The following is a 23,073-nucleotide window of genomic DNA, read 5'->3' on the forward strand; positions in this document are numbered from 1 at the left end:
GATCCCCACACTTTCAGGTTGCTTCCGTAAGGCCCACGTCGGTGTGTGCCGTGAATTACGCCTCGCAGCCTGCCTTCACTCTATCCAGTCCGGCCCTGCGCGGCGCAGGCCAGCGGCCCGCAGCGGAGGCAAAAGTTATTCAGGCGTAACCGGAATTGCTACTGGTAGCCGGGGCCCAGCACCACCGCAACGGGCGTGGGGAAGTCCGAGCTCTCCACCAGCGTGGGGATGTTCAGCAGTGCACTGAGCGCCTCGGCGTTGGCCCGGTGGGCAGCGTCCGAGTAGAAGATCACCGACTGCTGCTGGGGAGCGCCCTGCCAGTTGGCCACTTCACCGAGCACCCAGCCGTCGGACTGGACTGTGGCGCCCACGCGTCCGGCCAGTCCGGAGGTCAGCGTGCCGTTGAAGATGGCTACCGGCTGCGACTTGTCCACCGCTGCCGGGGCATCGGTTTCCGAAGTGGCGGGTTCCAGCACGGAGGACGAAGCCGATTCGGAAGCGGACGCCGAGGCCGAGGCGCTGGCGCTGGGTTCCGCACTTGCAGAGGGCGTCGCCGTGGGGCTGGCCGACGCGGTGGGCGTGTCAGCCGCAGCGGCGGGCGGCGGCGCGATGGCGGGCTGGAACCCCAGCTGCGGCAGGAGGAGGAAAGCAACCAGGCCGACGGCGAGCGCCCCGATTCCCACGGAAAGAATCGGCCACAACTTCGGACGCGACGGCGCGGAGACAGCGCGGTGAACGCCCTGCCGGGAGGAGACCTCAGGCACCCTGTCGAATTCGTCCCGAGCAAAATTAGTCATGGTAAACAGGAGTCCTTGTTGGTTTTCGCCGGCTGTGCGGCACTGGCAGTTACGCGTCAGATCCGAGGCGGCGTGCGGTGCGGGCCCGCTGACGTGACGTACGTAGTCTACGCAATCTCTTCACCAGCATGGGGTCGTGGGCCAGCGCGTGCTCTGTATCAATCAGGGCGTTCAGGATCTGGTAGTAGTGCGTCGCGGACAGGTCGAAGAGCTCGCGGATGGCCTGTTCCTTGGCGCCGGCGTACTTCCACCACTGCCGCTCCAGGGCGAGAATCTGCTGCTCCCGCTCGCTCAGCGGCGAGTCCCGGAGCTTGAAGTCGTCCAGCAGCGAGCCGCTTCGCAGCCCCTGCTCCAGCGGTGAATCCTGCCCTGAATCCTGCTCAGTGAGATGGTCCTGCAACGGCTCGGCCACTGCGCTCTCCTTAGCTGAATCCGGTCAAAGTACCTCCCCTATGTTACGGAGGAATAACAGCATTGTCATTTGCGGCGCGGAGCCCCAGCAGGTCGTTTTTCTCAGACCGGGCACCGGGGCCGGGCAGCGTTGCGGGAGAATGGACACCGTGACGGAACCTGAACCGCTCTTCGACCTCGAACCCGCGACGGCGGCCGGCCCGGACTTTGCGGAGCTGGCCACGCTGCCCCTGGGCGAGCTGATGGCACCCGACTGGGCGGAGGCCCTGGCCGGGGTGGAGGCGGAACTGCGGTCCGTACTCACTTTCCTCGCCGGCGAGGAGGCGGCCGGGCGGCGGGTGCTGCCGTCGGCGTCGAACGTCCTGCGGGCTTTCCGGCAGCCGCTGAACGGGGTGCGAGTCCTGATTGTGGGCCAGGATCCCTATCCCACCCCCGGACATGCCGTGGGGCTCGCCTTTTCCGTGGACGGCGGCACGCGCCCCATCCCGCGGAGCCTGGCCAACATCTACCGGGAGCTTGATTCCGACCTGGGCCTGCCGCCGCGGATCCACGGTGACCTCGGCGCCTGGGCGGACCAGGGCGTCCTGCTCCTGAACAGGGTGCTGAGCGTGCGTGAAGGCACCGCCGGATCCCACCGCGGCAAAGGCTGGGAAGCAATTACGACGGCGGCAGTTGCCGCCGTCGTCGGCCGCCGGACAGCAGCGGGAGGCGCAGCGCCGCTCGTCGCCGTACTCTGGGGCAAGGACGCAGAGAGCGTCCGCCCCTTGCTGGGCAGCACCCCCGTGGTGGCCAGCGCCCACCCCAGCCCGCTGTCCGCCTCACGGGGGTTCTTCGGCTCCCGGCCGTTCAGCCACGCCAACACCCTCCTGCAAGAGCAGGGCGCAGGCCCGGTGGACTGGGAGCTTCCGGCGGTCCCCGCTCCCCAGCCCGCGCCAAGGAGCTTAGGCTAGGCTTACCCGCATGACTTCGCTTCCGGCCGACACCACCGCCACCAAGAAATCCCGCCCGCAGGTCACCCTGACTGTGCTGCGGCGGGAACAGCTTTCCGCGCACATGGTGCGGATCGTCGCCGGCGGCCCGGGGTTCGCTGATTACGTCAACAACGACTTCGTGGACCGTTACGTCAAGATCGTCTTTCCGCAGCCAGGGGTGGACTACCCCCAGCCCCTGGACCTGTGGGCCATCCGGGAAACGATGCCCCGGGAGCAGTGGCCCAACACCCGCACCTACACGGTCCGCCGGGTGGACACGGCTGCCGGCGAACTTGCCATCGACTTTGTGGTCCACGGCGACGAAGGCCTGGCCGGCCCCTGGGCTGCCGCTGCCCAACCGGGCGACAGCCTCATCTTCACGGGCCCCGGCGGCGGCTACAACCCCGATCCGGACGCGGACTGGTACCTGCTGGCCGGGGACGAGGCTGCCCTGCCGGCAGTGGCAGCCGTCATCGAGTCCCTCCCCGCGCACGCCCGCGGCCTGGCCTTCCTCGAGGTGGCTACGGACGCGGATGTCCAGGAGATTGCTGTCCCGGCCGGGCTGGAGCTGGTCTGGCTGCAGCGCGGCGAGATTCCTGCCGGAGAGAGCAGCCAGCTGGTGGACGCGGTGCGCAGCGCCGCGTGGCCCGACGGCCGCGTGAACGTTTTTGCGCACGGCGAGCGCGGCTACATGAAGGGTCTGCGGGACGTGCTATTCCGCGAACGGGGCCTTGACCGCAGCCAGGTTTCGCTGTCCGGCTACTGGGCCAAGGGCCGCGTCGAGGACGTGTTCCAGGCCGAGAAGAAGCTCCCGATCGGAAAGATCTAGCCGGTCCTAGCGGCGGCGGGACCGCCGCCGCTCGTTGCTGGCAAGGCTGCGGGTGAGCGGCCGGGCCAGCGTGTCACCCAGCACAATGCCGCCGGCCACGCCAAACACGATCGCACCGGCGCTGAGCATCCCGCCGGCCCCGAGCAGGATCTCCGATTCCTCGATGGTCAGGACGTACATCGACCGGAAAATCGTGAGGCCGGGCAGGAGAATCAGGCCGGCAGGCACGGCGACCACCAGCTGCGGGGCGCCCATCTTCAGCGCCACCACGCGGGCCAGCAGGCCGATCACCACCGCCGCGAGCGCCGGCGAGAACCGCGGGCCAATGCCTACTGCCTCGCCGCCGATCAGGGCCAGGTGCCCCACCACACCGACGGCCGCCGTCGGAAGCAGCAGCTTCCAGTCCGTCTGTTCCGTAACGCCGATCGCCACGACGGCGATGGCCACCAGGATCACCTGCACCCACAGCGGGTACGCGGGCGGGAAGGTCTCTGTGACGTCGATCGGCTCCATGCCGATCCTGTCCCCCACCACAAACGCGACGGCGATCCCGGCAACGACGGCCCCGAACGTCAGCAGGGTGGACAGGAACCTGCCGGCCGCCGTGACAGGAAAGCCGTTGATGGCGTCCTGTACCGAGGACACGAGCCGCCCGGTGGGAAGCAGCAGCAGAATTCCGCCCACCACCACAATGGCGGGGGCCAGCCGGATCCCCACAGGACTGCCGAACCGCCACAGCAGCAGCGCGATCACCGTCACCACAAACGAGCAGGCCGCCGTGATGAAGAAGTCAGGCGTCCGCCAGCGGCCCAGCTTCCTGGCTATCAGGCTGATGAGCAGGTTTGAGGCGAACGCGACGGCCGACGCCCCGGGACCGCCGCCGATGACGGCCACGAACACGGCCGAGAACACCGCGAACGCCACCGTCACCATCCAGCGCGGGAACGGCTTGGGGCGCCGGACAATCTCGTCGAGCCGGCGGACAGCCTCGTCGCGGCCGACGCCGCCAGCCACGATGTCGGTGACCAGCTGGTGGACCTGGGCAAGCCCCGCGTAGTTGTTCGTCCAGGACCGGACCACCCGAAGGAGGGTGATGGGCGTCTGGTCCTTGGCGGCATAGTTGATGCCCACGGACTGGTTGGTGATGTCCACCTCGATGTTTTTCAGCCCCAGTGCCGCCGTCACGGCAATGATGCTGGTTTCGACCTCGAGGGCGCCGGCACCGTACCGGAACATCGACTCGGCGAGATGCAGCGCGAAGTCCATCGTCTTGCGTGCGGACTCATCAATCCCGCCCACCTGGATCATGGGGTTGGCGTAGGGACTCCCGGCCAGCCTGTCCACGATGCTCAGGGGCGCCGTCGGCGGATTTTCGCCCTGCACCAGGCGGCGCAGCATGCGCTTGGCGGCCGCGTTCTGGTGCAGCTGCGAGGCGGTCAGCGGCTCCGTCTTGGGCAGCCCGTCCGTGGGCGGCCGGTTGGAGCCACGGGGTTGTTTGGTCATCAGGGCTCCCCCTTTTGTCAGTGCCTTAGGAGTTCAGTGCCTTACCAGTTCCCTGGCTCAGTAAAACTGCTGCCCGGTGCGGCGGGTGTACAGCTGCCGGGCCACGCGTTCGCCGGCAGCAATCCACGCCTTGTACTTCAGGGGGCTGATGACCTGGTCATAACAGCCGACGAAGTCCGTGACGGTCTTGCTGAAGCTGGTCTTGAAGAGTCCCAGCCCGTGGAAAGGATTCGACGTGTCCTTGAGCTTGTCGCTGGGCGGCGTTCCGCAGAAGTCGTATTCCGTGCAGCCCAGCTCCTTGAGCTGGTTGATCGCGGTCCACTGCACCAGGTGCGAATCGCCGTACTGGCTGCGCTTCTGCAGGGAACCGCCGTCCTTGTAGGTGCCCTTGCGGCCGTAGTTGATGACAAACGCACCCACCGAGGGAACGCCGTTTTCGTACACAAACATGAGCCGGCCCTGGCCGCGCTTGATGAAGTTCGTCCAGAACTGGCGGTAGTAGTCGTATTCGCGGACCCGGACCTGCGACTTCGCCTGGACCGTGTCCGTCATCAGGGCGTACATGGACTTGAAGTTTTCCTCGCTGGGGTCCACGTTGTGCACCTCGACGCCCTCGCGGATGGCGCGGCGAACGGCGTTCCGTCCCCGCGAGTGGAGGTTGCGCAGCAGTTGGTTCTCCTCGGGGGAAATATCCAGCAGCGCTGTGGAGTCGTTGGGCTGCAGATTGTGGGTCTTGACCAGCCCGGCCCCCTCGATGACCCCGCGGGCGGCGTCACTGAGGATGATGTCCGGCTCGATCTTGATGGCGAAGACGCCCAGCCGTGCGCGCCTGACGAACTCTGCGTTCGCCGCGGCAATGCCGGGGATGTCCTCGACGCCGGCCACGTCCGGTCCCTTGATGAGGTACCAGAGCTTGCCGAGCAGCGGGAAGCTCTTTTCCAGCACCAGGTTGTAGCTCGTGTAGTCGGCCGTTTCGTACACGAGGTGCAGGGTCTTCCAGCCGAAATGCTGCTTGACCTCGGCGAAGGCCTCCGACTGCAGGAGGTTTCCGCCGTTCGGATTCGCGGTGACGTGGGCGTCCCAGTTGGCGACCTCTTCGGAGGTGGCAAAGCGGGCAGTGAATTCTCGCAAGTGTGCCGTATCCAATCTTCGCTTACGTTTCGTGCAGGTGCCGGAGAAGCAGCCTCAAGTCTATCCGTCCGGCCTCGCGCGCCGCTTGCCGCCGGGACGTGATCCTGGTCAGAGCCGCACCTGCCCGAGGTCCGTCAGAGGCAGGACGGGCACTCGCGGCGCGCCCTCCGGAATGACGGCTGTGAACCGGTCGGCGCCGGCCAGGCGCGTCAGCGCGATCCGGGTCAGCTCAGCAATGTGCGGGATGGGGACCTGGAAGGTCCGGTAGGGCCCCAGCGGCGGTGGCTCGTCCGCCAGCAGGCGGTCCCTGGCGGCCCGGGCCAGTTCCTCCGGACCCAGCAGCGGGGACTGGTCCAGCAGGAAGCCGGCCGCGGCCAACTGCCCGTCCATGGTCCAGGCCGCGATCTTCCAGAATTTCCGCGGTATCTGGATGCCCCGGTACGGCAGGTCGCCGGCGTCGAGGACGGGTCCGGTGAAGACGCTGATCCTGGCGTCGTATTGGCTGGCGTGGTGGAGAACATGGTCTTCCAGACCGGCCCAAAGTTCCTTGCCCTGGTTGAAGGCGGCGGCCTGCGGCGCCGCATTCGGGTACGAGAAGGTGTCCTGGTTGGCGGTGAGCGCGATGTTGTCATCGCCCCAGACCGGGTCGAGGCGGCGGACGAGGTGGCCCCGGTCCAGGTCGTTGTGCTGGTACACCTCCGGCCCGGTCTGGAGCCCCTGCGGCACCCGGGGATCGTAGTGCCAGGTTCCCTCGCGCCCAAGCGGCAGCAGCGCTTGTCCGTTGATGTTGACGCCGGTCACGGCTGCGAGCCTGCGCGCCGGCAACAGCCGCACCGAGAAGTGCGTGTAGTCGAGGAGGATTGTGGGCGCGTCCGGGTCCGGCAGGTCAACGGCCTCGCGCAGGAAGCCGGGATCGTAGCCTTCGCCCATGGTTCCCATGGTGGCACGCCGGCCTGACAATCCGCTCCGGCCCGTGCGGTGACATGCCCGCCTTGACTCCGGCCGCCCCCTTGGCAACTGTAGAGCAATGGAAAGCAGGGACCGCGGGCCGGCCGCGCGAGCCGGAAGGGACGCCGGCGCCGGGGGCGGCGGAAAGAGTGGTGACGGTAGCAGTGGTGACGAAACCAGGGGTGACGGCGCGCGGCCCAAGCCGCGGCGCACCGCCGTCGACCTGGCCGCTCTCCTGGCCTTTCTTGCCGCCAGCGCCCTGGTGGCATGGTTGGGATCGCAAGCAACCATCAGCAACGTCACGGGCTGGTACGCGGCGGCCGACAAGGCGCCGTGGTCCCCGCCCAACTGGGTGTTCGGGCCGGTCTGGACCGTGCTGTACACGGCCATGGCCGTGGCGGCCTGGCTCGTTTGGCGAAGCCACGGCCCCAACCGCCGGACTGCGCTCACCCTCTACGGCGTGCAGCTTGCCCTGAATATGGTGTGGACGCCCGTGTTCTTCGGGCTGTATCCGGCGTGGGGTGCGGCCGCGCTCTGGCTGGCTCTGGGCATCATCGTGGCGCTGGCTCTGGCGGTGGCAGGTACCGTACTGCTGTTTGGTCCGATCCGCCGCACGGCCGGCCTGCTGATGCTGCCATACCTGTCGTGGGTCGTCTTCGCGTCGAGCCTGAACCTGTGGGCGGCCGCCAACAACTAGGTCCGGTCCGCTGGTTAAGCCTGTTCGAAACCCGGCTCCGACGGGCCCAACCAGCCAGTCAGCACTCGACGACGTTGACCGCCAGGCCGCCCATCGCGGTTTCCTTGTACTTGGAGCTCATGTCCTTGCCTGTCTCGCGCATAGTCACGATGACCTCATCCAGCGAGACCCGGTGCGAGCCGTCGCCCCACAGCGCCATCTTGGCCGCGTTGATGGCCTTGGCCGCAGCGATGGCGTTCCGTTCGATGCACGGCACCTGAACGAGCCCGCCGATCGGGTCGCAGGTCAGGCCCAGGTTATGTTCCATGGCAATCTCGGCGGCGTTCTCCACCTGCGCGGGCGTGCCGCCCATGACCTCGGCGAGCCCGGCAGCGGCCATCGACGACGCCGACCCCACCTCGCCCTGGCAGCCCACCTCCGCCCCGGAAATGGACGCCTGTTCCTTGTACAGCACCCCGACGGCACCGGCGGTCAGCAGGAAGCGGACCACGACGTCGTCGCGGTCTTCCTGCGTGGCCTTATCCATGCCCGGCGCGAAGTGCAGCGCATAGTAAAGGACGGCAGGGATGATCCCTGCTGCGCCGTTCGTCGGAGCGGTGACCACCCGGCCGCCGGAAGCGTTCTCCTCGTTGACCGCCAGCGCGACCAGGTTGACCCATTCCTGCCAGTACTTCGGGTCCCGGTCCTTGTCCTCCTTCAGGAGGCGTTCGTGCCAATCGGGAGCACGACGGCGGACCTTCAGCCCGCCGGGCAGCAGCCCCTCACGCTTCAGGCTGACCTCGACGCAGCCCTCCATGACGGAGTAGATGTGCAGCAGGCCCGCCCTGATCTCCTCCTCGGACCGCGACGCGCACTCGTTGACCAGCATGATGTCCGCGATGGACAGCCCCTTGGACTGGCAGCGGCCCAGCAGCTCGGCGGCGGTCCGGAACGGCAGGGGCAGCTCCCTCTTGGACTCGTCGAGCTCCTGTTGCGCGGCCTCCTCCTCGCCCTCCCGGACGATGAACCCGCCGCCCACGGAGAAGAACGTTGCCTCGTGCAGCACGTTCCCCTCGGCGTCGGCCACTGCGAACTTCATGCCGTTGGTGTGTCGCGGCAGCACGGTAAGCGGGTGCAGGATCATGTCCTTCACGCCATACGGAAGCGGCACCGACCCTGCCAGCTGCAGGGTCCCGGTCTCCGCGATCGACGCCAGCCGCTCCTCAACCTCATCGGGCAGGATCAGCTCCGGGTGGTACCCCTCCAGGCCCAGCAGGACCGCCGTCATGGTGCCGTGCCCATGCCCGGTGGCGGCGAGGGAGCCATACAGGTCAACCCGCAGGGACGCCACGCGCTCCAGCTTCCCGGAGGATTTGAGCTCCCCGGCAAAGACGGCAGCGGCACGCATCGGCCCCACGGTGTGCGAACTCGAGGGCCCGATCCCAATGGAAAAGAGATCAAAGACTCCAACGGCCATAAATCAATCCTAACTAGACATGTGGTCAGGCGTGGGTGGAGTTTTTGTCCAGATAATGGCCGCTAAAGGGCCTCGAAGTCACGATACCTGGACAAAAACTCCACCCGCGAGATCATCCGAGGTTCGCGACGCCCGGGTAGAGCGGGTGGGCTTCGGCCAGTGCCTCTACGCGGTTGCGCAGTCCGGACAAGTCCGCATCAGCGTCGGCGGTGAGGGCCTCGGCGATGATGTCGGCCACCTCCCGGAACGCTGCTTCGCCGAAGCCGCGGGTGGCCAGGGCCGGGGTGCCGATCCGCAGGCCGGAGGTGACCATCGGCGGACGCGGGTCGAACGGCACGGCATTGCGGTTGACGGTGATGTCGATCGCGGCGAGGCGGTCCTCGGCCTGCTGCCCGTCGAGCTCGCAGTTCCGCAGGTCAACGAGCACCAGGTGCACATCGGTGCCGCCGGAGACCACGGAGATGCCCTTGGCCGTAACGTCCGGCTGCACCAGGCGCTCGGCCAGGATCCGGGCACCGGCGAGCACACGCTCCTGGCGTTCCTTGAACTCCTCGGACGCGGCGATCTTAAACGCCACGGCCTTGCCCGCGATCACGTGCTCCAGCGGGCCGCCCTGCTGGCCCGGGAACACCGCAGAGTTGATCTTCTTGGCCACGTCGGCGTCGTTGGTCAGGATGATCCCGCCGCGCGGACCGGCGAGGGTCTTGTGCGTCGTCGACGTCGTGACATGCGCGTGCGGGACCGGGGACGGGTGCAGGCCCGCGGCGACCAGCCCGGCAAAGTGCGCCATGTCCACCATCAGGTACGCGCCCACGGAGTCGGCGATCCGGCGGAACTCGGCAAAGTCCAGCTGCCGTGCGTAGGCGGACCAGCCGGCCACGATCAGCTGCGGCTTATGCTCCTGGGCCAGGCGCTCCACCTCGGCCATGTCGATCCGGTGGTCCTCTTCGCGGACCTGGTACGGGATCACGTTGTAGAGGCGGCCGGAGAAGTTGATCCGCATGCCGTGCGTCAGGTGGCCGCCGTGGGCCAGGTTCAGGCCCATGATGGTGTCGCCCGGCTTGATCAGGGCGTGCATCACCGAGGCGTTTGCCTGCGCGCCGGAGTGCGGCTGGACGTTGGCGTACTCGGCGCCGAACAGGGCCTTGACCCGGTCGATGGCGAGCTGCTCGATCACGTCAACGTGTTCGCAGCCGCCGTAGTAGCGCTTGCCAGGGTAGCCCTCGGCGTACTTGTTGGTCAGCACCGACCCCTGCGCCTGCATCACGGCCGCGGCCGTGTGGTTCTCCGACGCGATCATCTCCAGGCCACCGCGCTGGCGGCCGAGCTCGTCGTCGATCTTCGCCGCGATCTCCGGATCCAGCTCCGCGAGGTCCGCGTTCAGCGACGGGGACACGACCTGCTCAAACGAGGCAGTCGCGGCCTGTGCGGCGCTCACAGCTCGCCGCCGTTCTTTGCAGCGTAGTCCTCGGCCGACAGCAGCGGGCCTTCGGACTCCGCAGCCACCTTGAACAGCCAGCCTGCACCGTACGGGTCGCTGTTGATCAGGGCGGGGTCCTCGATGACGGCCGGGTTGATCTCCGTGACCTCACCGGTGACCGGGGCATACAGGTCCGAGACCGACTTCGTGGACTCAACCTCGCCGCAGGTCTCCCCAGCGGTCACCGATGATCCGACCTCGGGCAGGTCTACGTACACAATGTCGCCGAGGGCGTCAGTGGCCACGGCGGAAATGCCAATGGACACCACATTCCCGTCCTCGCGGGAAACCCACTCATGTTCGTCGGAGTACTGCAGTTCAGCGGCAACTTTTGCCATGTTTTCTTTCTTCCTTTACGTTCGGTACAAAATCTCGTGTCTAGCTTGGGTGGCGGGAGAGCGAATTCCTCCGCGTGCTCGGTCGCGTAGCTTGGGTGGCGGATGAGGGAACTCCTCCGCGTGCTCGGTCGCGAAGACGCCCGCTAAGCGGACGTGACGCTCCCGTAGGGGCCCACGCCGTCAGGGTTCCCTGGCCGAGCTTGCGAGATTAGGGAGACGGTGGGGAGCACGCTTCCGGAGACCCCTCACCCGCCTCTGTTACGTTCAGTTTTCGGGGCCAACAGTTTCCAGGAAGAATCCTGGTGCCCGGTTCGGCAAGCTCAACCCCCAATGATCGAGCTTGTCGAGAGACGTTCTGGCCAGCCAGGTTTCGACAGGTTCAACCAGCCGCGGCCCCTCCCCCAGCACCTTTGGCTTGCGAAGGCGCTCATGCCGGCGACCGGTTGTGTCCTGCCCAACATCAAAGGTGAACTGCCCTCGAGGGGCTGGCTGGCCTCGGTTTTCGAAAGCGTGCGTCAAAGCGACGAAGGAGCAGCACGCGTGAAAACTGGGGCCTGCCGGCCCCGGAGCCGGGGACGACGGGACGACGTTGGACGGCCAGTGTCGAAACAGTCGGTTGGGCTACTTGGAGCGCTTGTAGAAAGGCAGTGCGACGACTTCGAAAGGTTCGGGCTTGCCGCGGAGGTCGATGTCCAGTGCCGTGCCGGGTTCGGCGTAGGCGACGTCGACGTAGGCCATGGCCACCGGGTAGCCAAGGGTCGGGCTGGGCTGGCCGGAGGTGACTTCGCCGACGATGTTGCCGTCCTTCAGGACCGGGTAGTGCCCGCGGCCGGCTCGGCGGCCCAGGCCCTTGAGGCCCACAAGCTTGCGGCCCGTGGTGGACCCGGCACCGGCTTCCTTCTTGGCGGCCAGCGCGGCCTTGCCCACGAAGTCGCCTTCCTTGGACAGGGCGACGACGGGGCCGAGTCCGGCTTCGAAGGGGTTGCCTTCGAGGGAGAGCTCGTTACCGTACAGCGGCATGCCGGCCTCAAGGCGGAGAGAATCGCGGGAGGCGAGACCACAAGGCGTCAGCTCCCCCTCGTCCGCAATGGCGACGACGGACTGCCAAAGGGCGGCGGCGCCGTCGTTCTCCACGAAAATCTCGAAACCGTCCTCACCGGTGTAACCGGTGCGTGCCAGCAGCAGGTTACGCTCGGCGCCGCCCACCAGGAAGGACACCTCGACGGCGGCGTAGTACTTCAGCCCGGTGACCAGTTCATGCTGGGCTGCCGGGACCAGGCGCAGGAGGATCTCCTCGGCCTTCGGCCCCTGAACGGCGATCAGCGACGTTTCCGCGGAGGCATCCTCGACGGCGGCATCGAAGTTCGCTGCCCGCTGCAGCAGGGCCTCGGCCACCACCTTGGCGTTGCCGGCATTCGGGACCACCAGGAACCTGTCGCTGCCCTCAGCCCCGGACGGGCGGCGGTAGACGATGAGGTCGTCGATGATGCCGCCGTCCTCGTTGCAGATCAGGGAGTACTTGGCCTTGCCGACGGCCATGGCGGAGATCTTGCCGGCCAGGGCGTAGTCGAGGAACGCGGCGGCCTCGGGGCCGGTCACCCAGACCTCGCCCATGTGGGAGAGGTCGAAGATGCCGGCCGAGTTGCGGACGGCGTGGTGCTCGGCCAGTTCGGAGCCGTACTTGAGCGGCATCTGCCAGCCGCCGAAGTCGGTGAACGAGGCGCCCAGCTTCTTGTGCTCCTCGTAGAGGGCAGTGTAGTTCTCAGTCATTGAGGAATCCTTTTGTGGGGCGAAATCTAGTTCTCGAACGCTTCGATCGGAGGGCAGGAGCAGACCAGGTTCCGGTCACCGGCGGCGCCGTCGATGCGGCCTACCGGCGGGAAGTACTTGTCCTGCTTGTGGGTGTGCCCGGGGAAGACGGCCTGCTCGCGCGGGTAGGCGCGGTCCCAGTCGGAGCTGATCGCGGCGGCCGCGGTGTGCGGTGCGTTGCGCAGCGGGCTGTTCTCCACGCTGAAGTCGCCGTTGGCAACCTGGTCGATCTCACCGCGGATGCTGATCATGGCCTTGATGAACCGGTCGATCTCGCCCAGGTCCTCGGACTCGGTGGGCTCCACCATCAGGGTGCCCGCCACCGGGAACGCCAGGGTCGGAGCGTGGAAGCCGTAGTCGATCAGGCGCTTGGCCACGTCCTCGGCGGTCACGCCGGTCTTGGCCGTGAGTTCACGCAGGTCCAGGATGCACTCGTGCGCCACCAGGCCGCCTTCGCCCGTGTAGAGCACGGGGAAGAAGTCGTTCAGGCTGGCCGCCACGTAGTTCGCGGCGAGCAGCGCGGACTTGGTGGCCTCGGTCAGGCCGGCCCCGCCCATGAGCTTCACGTACGCCCAGGAGATCGGCAGCACGCCGGCGGAGCCGAACCGCGAGGCGGAGATCGGAACGTCGTTGCCTTCGCTCCAGGTGGTCGCGTCGCCAGGCATGAACGGTGCCAGGTGGGCCTTCGCTGCGACCGGGCCGACGCCGGGTCCGCCGCCGCCGTGCGGGATGCAGAACGTCTTGTGCAGGTTCAGGTGGGACACGTCGCCGCCGAACTTGCCCGGCTGCGCCAAGCCCACGAGCGCGTTGAGGTTCGCGCCGTCCACGTAAACCTGGCCGCCGGCGGCATGCACGGCGTCGCAGACCTCGCGCACGTCACCGTCGTACACCCCGTGGGTGGACGGGTAGGTGATCATGATCGCCGAGAGAACGTCCTTGTGTGCCTCGATCTTGGCGTACAGGTCCGTGTGGTCGATCGTGCCGTCGGCGGCCGTGGCCACCACCACGACCTTCATGCCGGCCAACACGGCCGAGGCCGCGTTGGTGCCGTGGGCCGACGCCGGGATCAGGCAGATGTTGCGCTGCTCATCGCCGCGGGACCGGTGGTAGCCGCGGATCGCCAAAAGTCCGGCGAGCTCGCCCTGGGACCCGGCGTTCGGCTGGATGGACACCTGGTCGTACCCGGTGATCTCGGTCAGCTGCGCCTCGAGGTCGGCGATCAGTTCGCGCCAGCCCTCGGTCTGGGAGTCCGGGGCGAACGGGTGGATCGAGGCGAACTCCGGCCAGGAGATGGCCTCCATTTCAGCCGTCGCGTTCAGCTTCATGGTGCAGGAACCCAGCGGGATCATGGTCCGGTCCAGGGCCAGGTCGCGGTCGGAGAGCTTGCGGATGTAGCGCAGCAGCTGGGTCTCGGAGCGGTACGTGTTGAACACCGGGTGCTGCAGGTATGCGGAGGAACGCTCGACGGCGGCGTCGAGCGCAAAACCGTCCGTCGCCTCCACGGCCTTGGCACCGAAGGCGGCCAGCAGGTCCGCCACGATGGCCGGCGTCGTGGTTTCATCGGCGGAGATGCCGACGGTGTCGGCATCGATGCTGCGGAGGTTGATGCCCTTCTGCTCGGCGGCGGCGATGATGCCGGTGGCCTTGCCCGGGGCGGAGACCGTCACGGTGTCGAAGAAGCTGGTGTGCAGGACGTCCAGGCCGGCGGCCTTGAGCGATGCGGCCAGGGTCTTCGCATGGCCGTGGGCGGTTTCGGCGATCGCCTTCAGGCCCTCCGGGCCGTGGTAGACGGCGTACATGGAGGCAACGATGGCCAGCAGTGCCTGCGCGGTGCAGATATTGGACGTGGCCTTCTCGCGGCGGATGTGCTGCTCGCGGGTCTGCAGCGCCAGGCGGTAGGCCGGAACACCGGCAGAGTCCTTGGAGACGCCCACCAGGCGGCCGGGCAGGGAGCGCTCGAGGCCCTTCTGCACGGCCATGTAGGCCGCGTGCGGGCCGCCGTAGAACAGCGGAACCCCCAGGCGCTGGGCGGAGCCGACGGCGATGTCGGCACCCTGCTCGCCCGGAGGAGTGATCAGGGTCAGGGCCAGCAGGTCGGCCGCCACCGTCACCAGGGCGCCGCGTTCCTTGGCGGCGGCGATGACCTCACTGTGGTCGAAGACGCGGCCGGAAACGCCGGGCTGCTGGAGGACGACGCCGTTGATGTCGCCGTCGGGCAGTCCCTGGGAGAGATCGGCGACCTCCACCTCGAAGCCGAGGGCCTCGGCGCGGCCCCTGACGATGGCGATGGTCTGCGGCAGGCAGTCCGCATCCAGGACAGTCTTGCCGTCGTGGGCAGCCTTGTTCTTGTTGGCACGGCGCATCAGCAGCACGGCCTCGGCCACGGCGGTGGCTTCGTCCAGCAGCGAGGCGTTGGCGATGGGCAGGCCCACGAGGTCCTGGACCATGGTCTGGAAGTTCAGCAGCGCCTCGAGCCGGCCCTGCGAGATCTCCGGCTGGTACGGGGTGTACGCGGTGTACCAGGCGGGTGCTTCCAGGACGTTGCGGCGGATCACCGGCGGCGTCACGGTGTCGTAGTAGCCCTGGCCGATCATCTGGACGGCGGTCTTGTTCTTGGCCGCAAGCTTGCGGAGTTCGGCGAGGGCTTCAACCTCGCTCAGCGCCGGGGCGAGCTGCAGTGCGGAGTCCTGGCGGATGTCGTTCGGCACTGCCGTATCAACCAGCGCGTCGACGGTGTCGTAGCCGACGGCCTTGAGCATGGCTTCGACGTCGGCCTGGCGGCGGGCGCCGATATGCCGGTCGACGAAGGACGAGGAGGCTGAATTAACGGTCAAAAGGAACTCCATAACTAAGGCGGCGCAGGGTACGCCACATTGATTCGGGTTCCTCCCCGCTCTGTATTGGACCTGAGAGTTTCCGCGCTGCTGCACTTTCGCACAGCACCGCTTGCACCGTCGGTGAGCACAGCATGCCCTGAACCGTCCGCACAACGGCGGAACATGCCAGGCGGGCAGCCTGCTGCTTTCCAGAGTTGCCTTGCCGCGGCGGTACATGGGCCTGAGAGATTCCTGGGGAGGTTTTGCTCCTACGGCGCCTGCTTGTACCTACTTGCAGGACTCTCCCGCCGCAGATCAAAGGCTTATTCAATTGAGCGGTGACAGCTGTCACAGAGGCTATTGTCCTACGCCGTGAACGCGTCCGCAAACTGTGGCAGCGTGGCCTGGCACACGCCACTCACCCCCGCAGCCGGTCAAGCGCGGCCAGCAGGCTTTCGACGTCGGCAGCGGTCTCGGATGGCGTCGCGGCCGGCCCGATGGAGAGCATGGCGTTGAAGTAGAGGCCGTCACCCATGTACAGGACGGCCTTGGCCAGGCCCGGGCCCACGTCGCGGGCGATCTCGTCCAGCCACCGCTGTTGGATGTGGGCGAACCGGCGGCGGGTCTCCTCGTGAGCCACCTCGGCAAGCCGCGTCGCGGCGACGATGGCACGGTCCAGCGGGGTGTCCGCCCAGACGGACGACCTGATGAAGTAGGCGGCAGCACCCTCGGCAGCCGCAGCCATGGCCTGCGCGTCTGCCTCCGCGAACTCATCGAGCCGGTCCAGCAGGACGCCGATCAGCGCTTCCTTGTTCGGAAAGTGGTACAGGAGCCCGCCCTTGGACACGCCGGCGCGGGCAGCCACGGCATCAAGGGTGGCGGCGCGCTCCCCCACCTCGATCAGCAGGGATTCAAACGCATCGAGGACTGCGCCGCGGGCGACCGGTTTTCTGGGCATGGCTTCCATCATGCCCGGTTCCAGGCGAAGGCTTATAACTGTACCGTCCAGACGGTATAGTTATCTTATGACCACGCACTCAGCCCTTTCCCCGGAGCGCACTTCCGCAGCCCAGGCCAGCGGTGGCGGCGTGCGCGACTGGTTCGCCCTGGCCCTGCTCATGTTCCCGGTCCTCCTGGTGGCCGTGGACAACACCGCGCTGACGTTCGCCCTTCCCGCGATCGCCCGCAGCCTCGACCCCACGGGCGTGCAGCTTCTGTGGGTGGTGGATGCCTACGCCCTGGTCCTCGCCGGGCTCCTCGTTGCCATGGGCAGCCTTGGCGACAGGATCGGGCGCCGCAGGCTGCTGCTCGTCGGCATTTCGGGCTTCGCGGCGGTCTCAGCGGCGTCGGCCTTCGCGCCGAACGCCGAGTGGCTCATCGCGGGCCGCGCGGCCATGGGGTTCTTCGGCGCCATGCTCATGCCGTCCACGCTGTCGCTGATCCGCAACATCTTCCGGGAACCGGGCAGGCGGAGGCTGGCCGTGGCGATCTGGGCCGCGGGATTCTCCGGCGGCGCAGCACTGGGGCCGATCTTTGGCGGCTGGCTGGTGGAGCACTTCTGGTGGGGAGCCGTCCTGCTCGTGGCAGTGCCCATCATGCTGCCGCCGCTGGTCCTGGGCCGCTTCCTCATTCCGGAATCCAGGGACCCCAACCCGGGCAAAGTGGATCTTGCCAGCGTGGCGCTGTCCATGCTGACCATGGTGCCGGTGGTCTACGGCATCAAGGAACTGGCCACACATGGGGCCGGCGCGACTTCGTTCGGAGTTCTGGCCTGTGGACTGGCCATGGGCCTTCTGTTTGTCCGTCGGCAGCAGGCCCTCGCGTCCCCGCTGGCGAACAGGTCCCCGCTGCCGGGGAGGTCCCCGGCGGTGGGCAGGTCCCCGCTGCTGGATCTGTCGCTGTTCCGGAACCGCGTGTTCAGCACGGCCATCACGGCGAACATCCTGGCGCTGTTCTCCTACAACGGCTTCATCCTGTTCCTGGCCCAGCACCTGCAGCTGCTCGAGGGAATGTCGCCGTCGGAGTCCGGCACCGCCATGCTGCCGGCCCTGACGGCCACCGTGGTGGCGGGCCTGCTCGTGGTTCCGCTGGTCCGGAAGGTCCGGCCGGGCTTCGTGGTGGCCGCGGGACTGGCGCTGAGCGCCGCCGGGTACTGCATAGTTGCGTTCGGGAATCACGACGCCGGGCCCACCGCGTTGCTGGCCGCCCTCCTCATCCTGGCGCTGGGTGTCGGATCGGCTGAGACCATCTCGAACGACCTGATTCTGGGAGCCGTGCCGGCGGAGAAAGCGGGAGCGGCTGCGGCGATCTCCGAGACGGGCTATGAAGTGGGTTCCCTCCTCGGGACGGCCATCCTGGGCTCGATCCTGACGGCCTCTTACCAGCAGCACCTCGCCCTGCCGGAGGCCGTTGCCCAGACGGTCCCGGCCGCGTCGGCGGACCAGGCCCGGGAAACGCTGGCGGGCGCCGTGGAGCTCTCGGGATCACTGCCGGCCCCGCTGGCCGAGGGGCTCACGGCGGCAGCCCGAGGCGCGTTTGATTCCGGCGTCCATATCACCGCGGCGATTGCGCTGGTACTGATGGCCGCAGCGTCGGCGCTGGCCGCCGTCGTACTTCGCCGCATTCCGAAGGCAAAGTAAGGCCGCGCCCGCGGATGAAACAGCCGCGCCGGAACGCAAAGTAAGCCGGCACGGCAAAAAGGCAGCACCGGAGACATTCTCCGGTGCTGCCGGCCGCAATCGACGCGGGCATGTCCCGCCGGGCCGCTACTTGACGTCGGGGTGCGTGACGCTGGCGGATGCCTTCATGTTCTCTGCGCCGACCATCCACGCGAACTGCTCGAGCTTTTCGATGAAGGTGTGCAGCAGGTCTGCGGTGGTGGGGTCTTCCTCATCCACCTCGTCGTGGACCTTGCGCATGGTGCCCACGGCCGCCTCGAGCGCCGCCACGATGCGGTCGATCGCATCCTTGGTGTTGATGAGCCCATCCGGGAACTGCGGAAGGTGGGTCGCCTTTGCCACGGTGGCGCTGCGGCCGTCCGGCAGGGCGTGCAGGGCGCGCATGCGCTCCGCGATGTCGTCGGCAAAGAGCCTGGCGGCGTCCACGATCTCGTCGAGCTGGAGGTGCAGATCCCTGAAGTTGGTCCCAACGATGTTCCAGTGCGCCTGCTTGCCCTGGATGTGCAGTTCGATCAGGTCCGTCAGGACGGCCTGCATGTTGTTGGTCAGTGTCGGTGAAGCCTTCATGAATCCTCCTCGATTGGTCCAGTGGTTTCGACGCTACCCCAGCCGCCCCGGCACGGGGAGCGCCGGAGCCCGAATTTCACGATCAGCTTACTTACTACTTTGCGGGTCATAAATGATCGGCATTCAAATACCCCTTGCCACACTCCCGCCGCCCGTGCATACTAAATGAACGTCATTCATTTAGTGACGGTCGTCTCACTGGAGTAATCATCATCATGATCGAAATAACCTGCCTCAACGCGCCTGCCTCGCTCGCCCGGACAGCGCCGTCCGGCCGCCCCGCTCTGAGGGTCGGCCTCGTGCAGCACCGCTGGCACAGCAGCGAAGCCGCGCTCCGCGCCGAATTGAACGACGGCATCGACCGGGCTGCACGGCTGGGCGCCACCGTGGTGTTCCTGCCCGAGCTGACCCTCTCCCGCTACCCCGCAGACCAGGTTCCGGAGAATGACCTTGTTCGGCAGGGCCAGGACCGGCCGCGCCCCTCCGACGGCGCCGAGGACCTGCTGACCGGCCCCACCTTCCGCTTCGCGGCCGAGGCCGCCCGCCGGAACGGCATCACCGTCCACGCCTCGCTCTACCAGCACGCCGGCAACCCCGACGGCTCGGATGACGGCCTCGGGCTGAACACCTCCATTCTGGTGTCCCCGGCCGGCGAGCTTCTGGCCCGCACCCACAAGCTGCACATCCCGGTGACCGCCGGATACTACGAGGACAAGTTCTTCCGCCAGGGTCCCGCTGCCGGGGACGCCTACCGGGTCCATGCCCCGGCCGAACTCGGCGGCGCCCGGCTGGGCATGCCCACCTGCTGGGACGAGTGGTTCCCCGAACTGGCCCGCATGTACTCCCTCGGCGGCGCCGAGCTGCTGGTCTACCCGACGGCGATCGGCTCCGAGCCGCTGTTCCCGGACTTTGACACCCAGCCCCTCTGGCAGCAGGTCATCGTGGGCAACGGCATCGCCAACGGCCTGTTCATGGTGGTCCCCAACCGTTGGGGCCAGGAGGGCAGCCTGAACTTCTACGGCTCGTCCTTCATCTCGGACCCCTACGGCCGCATCCTGGTCCAGGCGCCGCGCGACGAGTCGGCGGTCCTCGTGGCCGACCTGGACCTCGACCAGCGCAAGGACTGGCTGACCCTGTTCCCGTTCCTGACCACCCGCCGCCCGGACACCTACGCCCGGCTCACCGAGCCGGTCCGCCCGGAGGAACCGTTCGGCAGCGCCGCCAGGGTTACGACCTCAACCAGCGAGGAAACGGCCTCAACCAGCGAGCGGGTGAACGCGTGAGCACGTGGCGCATGCCGGCCGAAACGGCGCGCCAGGAGCGGCTCTGGATGGCCTTCCCCACCGGCGGCTATACCCTCGGCGACACGGCGGAGGCGGCGCACGCCGCCCGCTCCGTCTGGGCCGCCGTCGCGAACGCCGCCGTCGAGTTTGAACCGGTCACCATGGTGGTTGACCCGTCCGACGTCGAAACCGCCGCCCGCTACCTGTCCCCCGCCGTTGAGGTGCTGACAGCGCAACTCAACGACGCATGGATGCGCGATATCGGTCCGACCTTCGTGCTGGACGGAAACGGCGCCCTCGGCGCCGTCGACTGGGTTTTCAACGGCTGGGGCGCGCAGGACTGGGCCAGCTGGGACAAGGATTCGCTGGTCGCCGCCGAGGTGGCCGGCCGGTCCAGCGCCAGGCACCTCGTGTCCGGGCTGGTCAACGAGGGCGGCGGCATCCAGGTGGACGGCGAAGGCACCGTGCTGGTCACCGAGACGGTGCAGCTGGATCCGGGCCGCAATCCCGGACTCAGCAAGGCCGACATCGAGGCTGAACTGGCCAGGACCATCGGCGCCACAAAGGTGATCTGGCTGCCGCGCGGGCTGACCCGTGACTCGCAGCGGTTCGGAACGCGCGGGCACGTGGACATCGTCGCGGCCATCCCGTCCCCGGGCACGCTGCTGGTCCACTCCCAGCAGAACCCCGCCCACCCGGACTACGAGGTGAGCCGCGAGATCATCAGCTTCCTGTCCTCCACCACGGACGCCGCAGGCCGGGAGTGGACGATCATCGAGGTTCCGGCACCCGTCGCCCTGACGGATCCGGAGGGCTTCGTGGACTACAGCTACATCAACCACGTGGTGGTCAACGGCGGCGTCATCGCCTGCACGTTTTCCGACCCGAACGACGAGAAGGCGCTCCGCATCCTCGCGGACGCATATCCCGGGCGCAAGGTGGTGGGCATCGATGCCCGCGAACTCTTCGCCCGTGGCGGGGGAATTCACTGCATCACCCAGCAGCAGCCCGCTGCCGCCTAGAAAGGGCCTGTCATGAGCCAAACCACGAGCATCCAGCCCGGCGGGAACAGCACTTCCCCGGCTGGCCAAGCAACGCACGGCATCACCGGGAAGGGCCTGAAGGGCGGGCAGCTGGGCCTCCTGGCCGTCGTCGTCCTGGGCATTTCCTCGGTGGCTCCGGCCTACAGCCTCACCAGTTCGCTGGGGCCCGCCGTCGGGACCGTGGGCGTGCAGCTGCCAGCGATCTTTATCGTCGCCTTTATCCCGATGATCCTGGTGGCGTTCGCCTACCGCGAGCTGAACGCCGACTCCCCGGACAGCGGGACCACGTTCACGTGGACCACAAAGGCGTTCGGCCCCTTCGTCGGCTGGATGGGCGGCTGGGGTCTGCTCGCCGCGAACATCATTGTTTTGTCCAACCTGGCAGGCGTCGCGGTGGACTTCTTCTATCTCTTCCTGGCCCAGGTCTTCAACAACCCCGAGCTCGCAGACCTGACCGCCAACACGGCAGTCAATATTGCCACCTGCCTCACGTTCGTGGCCCTCGCCGTCTGGGTCAGCTACCGCGGCCTGCACGCCACCAAGCTCGTGCAATACAGCCTCGTCGGTTTTCAGGTCCTGGTCCTGGTCCTCTTCATCATCATGGCGCTCACGCACGCAGCATCCGGTGACACCGGTACATCCCTCGCGTTCAGTTGGGACTGGTTCAACCCCGCGAAGATCGAGAGCTTTGAGCAGTTCACCGCCGGCATGTCACTGGCCGTCTTCGTCTACTGGGGATGGGACGTGTGCCTGACCGTGAATGAGGAAACCAAAGGCGGCAGGGGCACCGCAGGCAAGGCAGGAACGACGACGGCGATCGCCGTCCTCGCCCTCTACCTCGCAGTGATCGTGGCCACCATGATGGTGGCAGGCACGGGCGCCGACGGTATTGGCCTGAACAACCCGGACAACCAGTCGAATATCTTCGCCGCGCTGGCCTCGCCGGTCATGGGTCCGGTGGCCATCCTGATGTCTCTCGCCGTGCTCTCCGGCACCGCATCGTCCCTGCAGTCCACGATGGCCTCCCCTGCACGCAGCCTGCTTGCGATGGGCCACTACGGCGCCCTGCCGCCGCGTTTCGCGTCGGTCAGCAAGCGCTTCGGGTCCCCCGGCTTCGCAACACTGGTCGCGGGCGGGATCTCCGGCGGTTTCTACGCGGTCATGAAGGTGGTCAGCGAGAACGTCCTCAACGACACCATCCTGGCCCTGGGCCTGATGATCTGCTTCTATTACGGCCTCACCGCCTTCGCCTGCACGTGGTACTTCCGGCACAGCCTGTTCTCCAGCGTCCGCAACTTCTTCATGCGGCTGCTGTTCCCCATGCTGGGCGGGCTGGTCCTCACCGTCGTCTTCATCCAGACCGCCGTCGACAGCTGGGCGCCGGAGTTCGGCAGCGGCTCGGAGATCTTCGGCGTGGGGCTCGTGTTCGTGCTCGGGGTGGGGATCCTGGCCCTCGGAGTCGTCATCATGCTGGTGATGTCGCGGCTGCGGCCGGGCTACTTCCGCGGCGACACCATCCGCCAGGACACCCCCGCGCTGGTGGTTCCCGAATAGCCCCATCCACGTACAGCGATGCCCCGCCTCCCGGACCGGGAGGCGGGGCATCGTTGCTTTTAACTCTGCTCCCCTACTGGGGGCATCTCACCGGCAGTGGGCTCACCAGTAGTGGGCGACGTCGACGACGAGCCGGGAACCGGAGCCGGGACCGTCCAGCGTGTACACCTTGAACGGCAGCCGGGCACGGACGCCCAGTCCAAGGGTGGTGTAACCCTCAAAGCTGCCGGCCCACGCCACCTGCCGGAACGTGTGGTAGCCGGAAACGTTGGTGACCTCCGACCGGTTGGCCGGGGTGAAGGTGGCCTTGCCCGTGGCATTGTCATAGGCCGGCGAGTTGATGGTGAGCTGCAGGAACGCGCCGCCGCGCAGCTTGAGCGGCAGGCCGGAGCCCTCCTGGGCCACCTCGGAAACGTAACGGACGTTGTAGCCCTTGGCTTTGCCCTTGAGGTCGATCACGAGGCGGTCGAAGCAGTAATGCTGCCCGGTACGGACGTTGGTGATGGCTGCGGTGCTCATGGTCTTGTCTGCCTTCGCCAGCGAGCCCCACACCTGCCCGCAGTAGGAGGCTGCCGAGGCGGAGCCCGGAGCCAGCAGGCCCAGTCCAACAGCCAGGAGGATGACTGTGAGCCAGGCGGGAATTTTTTTCATTTGGCCACCCCTTTCGAGTGAGTGTTTGGATAGCTCCAGAGTAGGAGCGCCAAAAGCCCGAAACGAGGGATGTGGCCGGTTCGGGGCGCAACTGTTAATCTCGCAAAATAA

At 67.3% G+C, this 23,073-nt stretch carries 20 protein-coding genes and 1 riboswitch; of the genes, 7 read left to right on the forward strand and 13 right to left on the reverse strand.

The features are described from left to right. Positions 1–158: 158 nt before the first annotated feature. Together R5O87_RS09360 and R5O87_RS09365 are read right to left on the reverse strand one after the other, a co-directional pair. Entirely contained in the window at positions 159–797 is a 639-nt protein-coding gene (locus R5O87_RS09360; RefSeq protein WP_410555299.1) for a LytR C-terminal domain-containing protein, read from the reverse strand. A gap of 49 nt (positions 798–846) precedes the next feature. After that, complete coding sequence (locus R5O87_RS09365) at positions 847–1,209, reverse strand: DUF3263 domain-containing protein (RefSeq protein WP_410555298.1); 363 nt, start codon at positions 1,207–1,209, stop codon at positions 847–849. 139 nt (positions 1,210–1,348) lie between these two features. Here R5O87_RS09365 and R5O87_RS09370 point away from each other — a divergent pair, with 139 nt between their 5' ends. Both R5O87_RS09370 and R5O87_RS09375 read left to right on the forward strand, forming a co-directional pair. Continuing rightward, positions 1,349–2,158, forward strand: coding sequence for a uracil-DNA glycosylase (locus tag R5O87_RS09370; protein ID WP_410555297.1), 810 nt, complete (start codon positions 1,349–1,351; stop codon positions 2,156–2,158). 10 nt (positions 2,159–2,168) lie between these two features. Next, positions 2,169–3,008, forward strand: a complete 840-nt coding sequence (locus R5O87_RS09375) for a siderophore-interacting protein (protein WP_410555296.1) — start codon at positions 2,169–2,171, stop codon at positions 3,006–3,008. A 6-nt stretch (positions 3,009–3,014) separates the two neighbouring features. Here the strand turns inward: R5O87_RS09375 and R5O87_RS09380 are convergent, their stop codons facing one another. The 3 genes from R5O87_RS09380 to R5O87_RS09390 form a co-directional block, all read right to left on the reverse strand. After that, the gene (locus R5O87_RS09380; RefSeq protein ID WP_410555295.1) at positions 3,015–4,511 is read right to left on the reverse strand and encodes a threonine/serine exporter family protein; all 1,497 of its coding nucleotides are present in this window, start codon (positions 4,509–4,511) and stop codon (positions 3,015–3,017) included. Between the two features lie 57 nt (positions 4,512–4,568). After that, the gene (locus R5O87_RS09385) at positions 4,569–5,642 is read right to left on the reverse strand and encodes a lipid II:glycine glycyltransferase FemX (protein ID WP_410555294.1); all 1,074 of its coding nucleotides are present in this window, start codon (positions 5,640–5,642) and stop codon (positions 4,569–4,571) included. Between the two features lie 108 nt (positions 5,643–5,750). Continuing rightward, positions 5,751–6,581 carry a DNA/RNA non-specific endonuclease gene (locus R5O87_RS09390; protein WP_410555293.1) on the reverse strand — a complete coding sequence of 277 codons (831 nt, stop codon included), beginning with the start codon at positions 6,579–6,581 and terminating at the stop codon, positions 5,751–5,753. Between the two features lie 88 nt (positions 6,582–6,669). On the opposite strand from R5O87_RS09390, the gene R5O87_RS09395 reads away from it, so the two are divergent. Next, complete coding sequence (locus tag R5O87_RS09395; protein WP_410555292.1) at positions 6,670–7,287, forward strand: TspO/MBR family protein; 618 nt, start codon at positions 6,670–6,672, stop codon at positions 7,285–7,287. Positions 7,288–7,345: 58 nt separating this feature from the next. Here R5O87_RS09395 and R5O87_RS09400 read toward each other — a convergent pair whose 3' ends face one another. From R5O87_RS09400 to R5O87_RS09425, 6 genes are all read right to left on the reverse strand, one after another. Then, positions 7,346–8,743, reverse strand: coding sequence for an L-serine ammonia-lyase (locus R5O87_RS09400; RefSeq protein ID WP_410555291.1), 1,398 nt, complete (start codon positions 8,741–8,743; stop codon positions 7,346–7,348). A gap of 112 nt (positions 8,744–8,855) precedes the next feature. Further along, complete coding sequence (gene glyA, locus R5O87_RS09405; protein WP_410555290.1) at positions 8,856–10,181, reverse strand: serine hydroxymethyltransferase; 1,326 nt, start codon at positions 10,179–10,181, stop codon at positions 8,856–8,858. Then, complete coding sequence (gene gcvH, locus R5O87_RS09410; protein WP_410555289.1) at positions 10,178–10,561, reverse strand: glycine cleavage system protein GcvH; 384 nt, start codon at positions 10,559–10,561, stop codon at positions 10,178–10,180. The genes glyA and gcvH overlap by 4 nt, the downstream gene beginning before the upstream one ends. A gap of 621 nt (positions 10,562–11,182) precedes the next feature. Then, entirely contained in the window at positions 11,183–12,331 is a 1,149-nt protein-coding gene (gcvT, locus tag R5O87_RS09415) for a glycine cleavage system aminomethyltransferase GcvT (protein WP_410555288.1), read from the reverse strand. A 26-nt stretch (positions 12,332–12,357) separates the two neighbouring features. Then, positions 12,358–15,216: an aminomethyl-transferring glycine dehydrogenase gene (gcvP, locus tag R5O87_RS09420; protein ID WP_410555287.1), complete on the reverse strand. Its 2,859-nt coding sequence runs from the start codon at positions 15,214–15,216 to the stop codon at positions 12,358–12,360. 189 nt (positions 15,217–15,405) lie between these two features. Beyond that, a riboswitch (glycine riboswitch) is annotated at positions 15,406–15,504 on the reverse strand. A 100-nt stretch (positions 15,505–15,604) separates the two neighbouring features. Next, positions 15,605–16,144: a TetR/AcrR family transcriptional regulator gene (locus R5O87_RS09425; protein WP_410555286.1), complete on the reverse strand. Its 540-nt coding sequence runs from the start codon at positions 16,142–16,144 to the stop codon at positions 15,605–15,607. A gap of 67 nt (positions 16,145–16,211) precedes the next feature. On the opposite strand from R5O87_RS09425, the gene R5O87_RS09430 reads away from it, so the two are divergent. Further along, on the forward strand, positions 16,212–17,825 hold the full coding sequence (locus R5O87_RS09430; protein WP_410555285.1) for an MFS transporter: 1,614 nt from the start codon (positions 16,212–16,214) through the stop codon (positions 17,823–17,825). A gap of 126 nt (positions 17,826–17,951) precedes the next feature. On the opposite strand, the gene R5O87_RS09435 is transcribed toward R5O87_RS09430, so the two are convergent. Continuing rightward, the gene (locus tag R5O87_RS09435) at positions 17,952–18,431 is read right to left on the reverse strand and encodes a Dps family protein (protein ID WP_387105017.1); all 480 of its coding nucleotides are present in this window, start codon (positions 18,429–18,431) and stop codon (positions 17,952–17,954) included. Positions 18,432–18,646: 215 nt separating this feature from the next. Here R5O87_RS09435 and R5O87_RS09440 point away from each other — a divergent pair, with 215 nt between their 5' ends. Genes R5O87_RS09440 through R5O87_RS09450 form a run of 3 tightly spaced genes read left to right on the forward strand, consistent with a single transcriptional unit; the run spans position 18,647 to position 22,311 of the window. After that, on the forward strand, positions 18,647–19,714 hold the full coding sequence (locus tag R5O87_RS09440) for a nitrilase-related carbon-nitrogen hydrolase (protein WP_410555283.1): 1,068 nt from the start codon (positions 18,647–18,649) through the stop codon (positions 19,712–19,714). After that, positions 19,711–20,736, forward strand: a complete 1,026-nt coding sequence (locus R5O87_RS09445) for an agmatine deiminase family protein (protein ID WP_410555282.1) — start codon at positions 19,711–19,713, stop codon at positions 20,734–20,736. The genes R5O87_RS09440 and R5O87_RS09445 overlap by 4 nt, the downstream gene beginning before the upstream one ends. 12 nt (positions 20,737–20,748) lie before the next feature. Beyond that, positions 20,749–22,311, forward strand: coding sequence for an APC family permease (locus tag R5O87_RS09450; RefSeq protein ID WP_410555281.1), 1,563 nt, complete (start codon positions 20,749–20,751; stop codon positions 22,309–22,311). 102 nt (positions 22,312–22,413) lie between these two features. On the opposite strand, the gene R5O87_RS09455 is transcribed toward R5O87_RS09450, so the two are convergent. Then, on the reverse strand, positions 22,414–22,962 hold the full coding sequence (locus R5O87_RS09455; protein WP_410555280.1) for an AMIN-like domain-containing (lipo)protein: 549 nt from the start codon (positions 22,960–22,962) through the stop codon (positions 22,414–22,416). Positions 22,963–23,073 lie beyond the last annotated feature (111 nt).

The sequence above is a fragment of the Arthrobacter globiformis genome, from assembly GCF_046536215.2.
Classification (GTDB): Bacteria; Actinomycetota; Actinomycetes; order Actinomycetales; family Micrococcaceae; genus Arthrobacter; species Arthrobacter globiformis_E.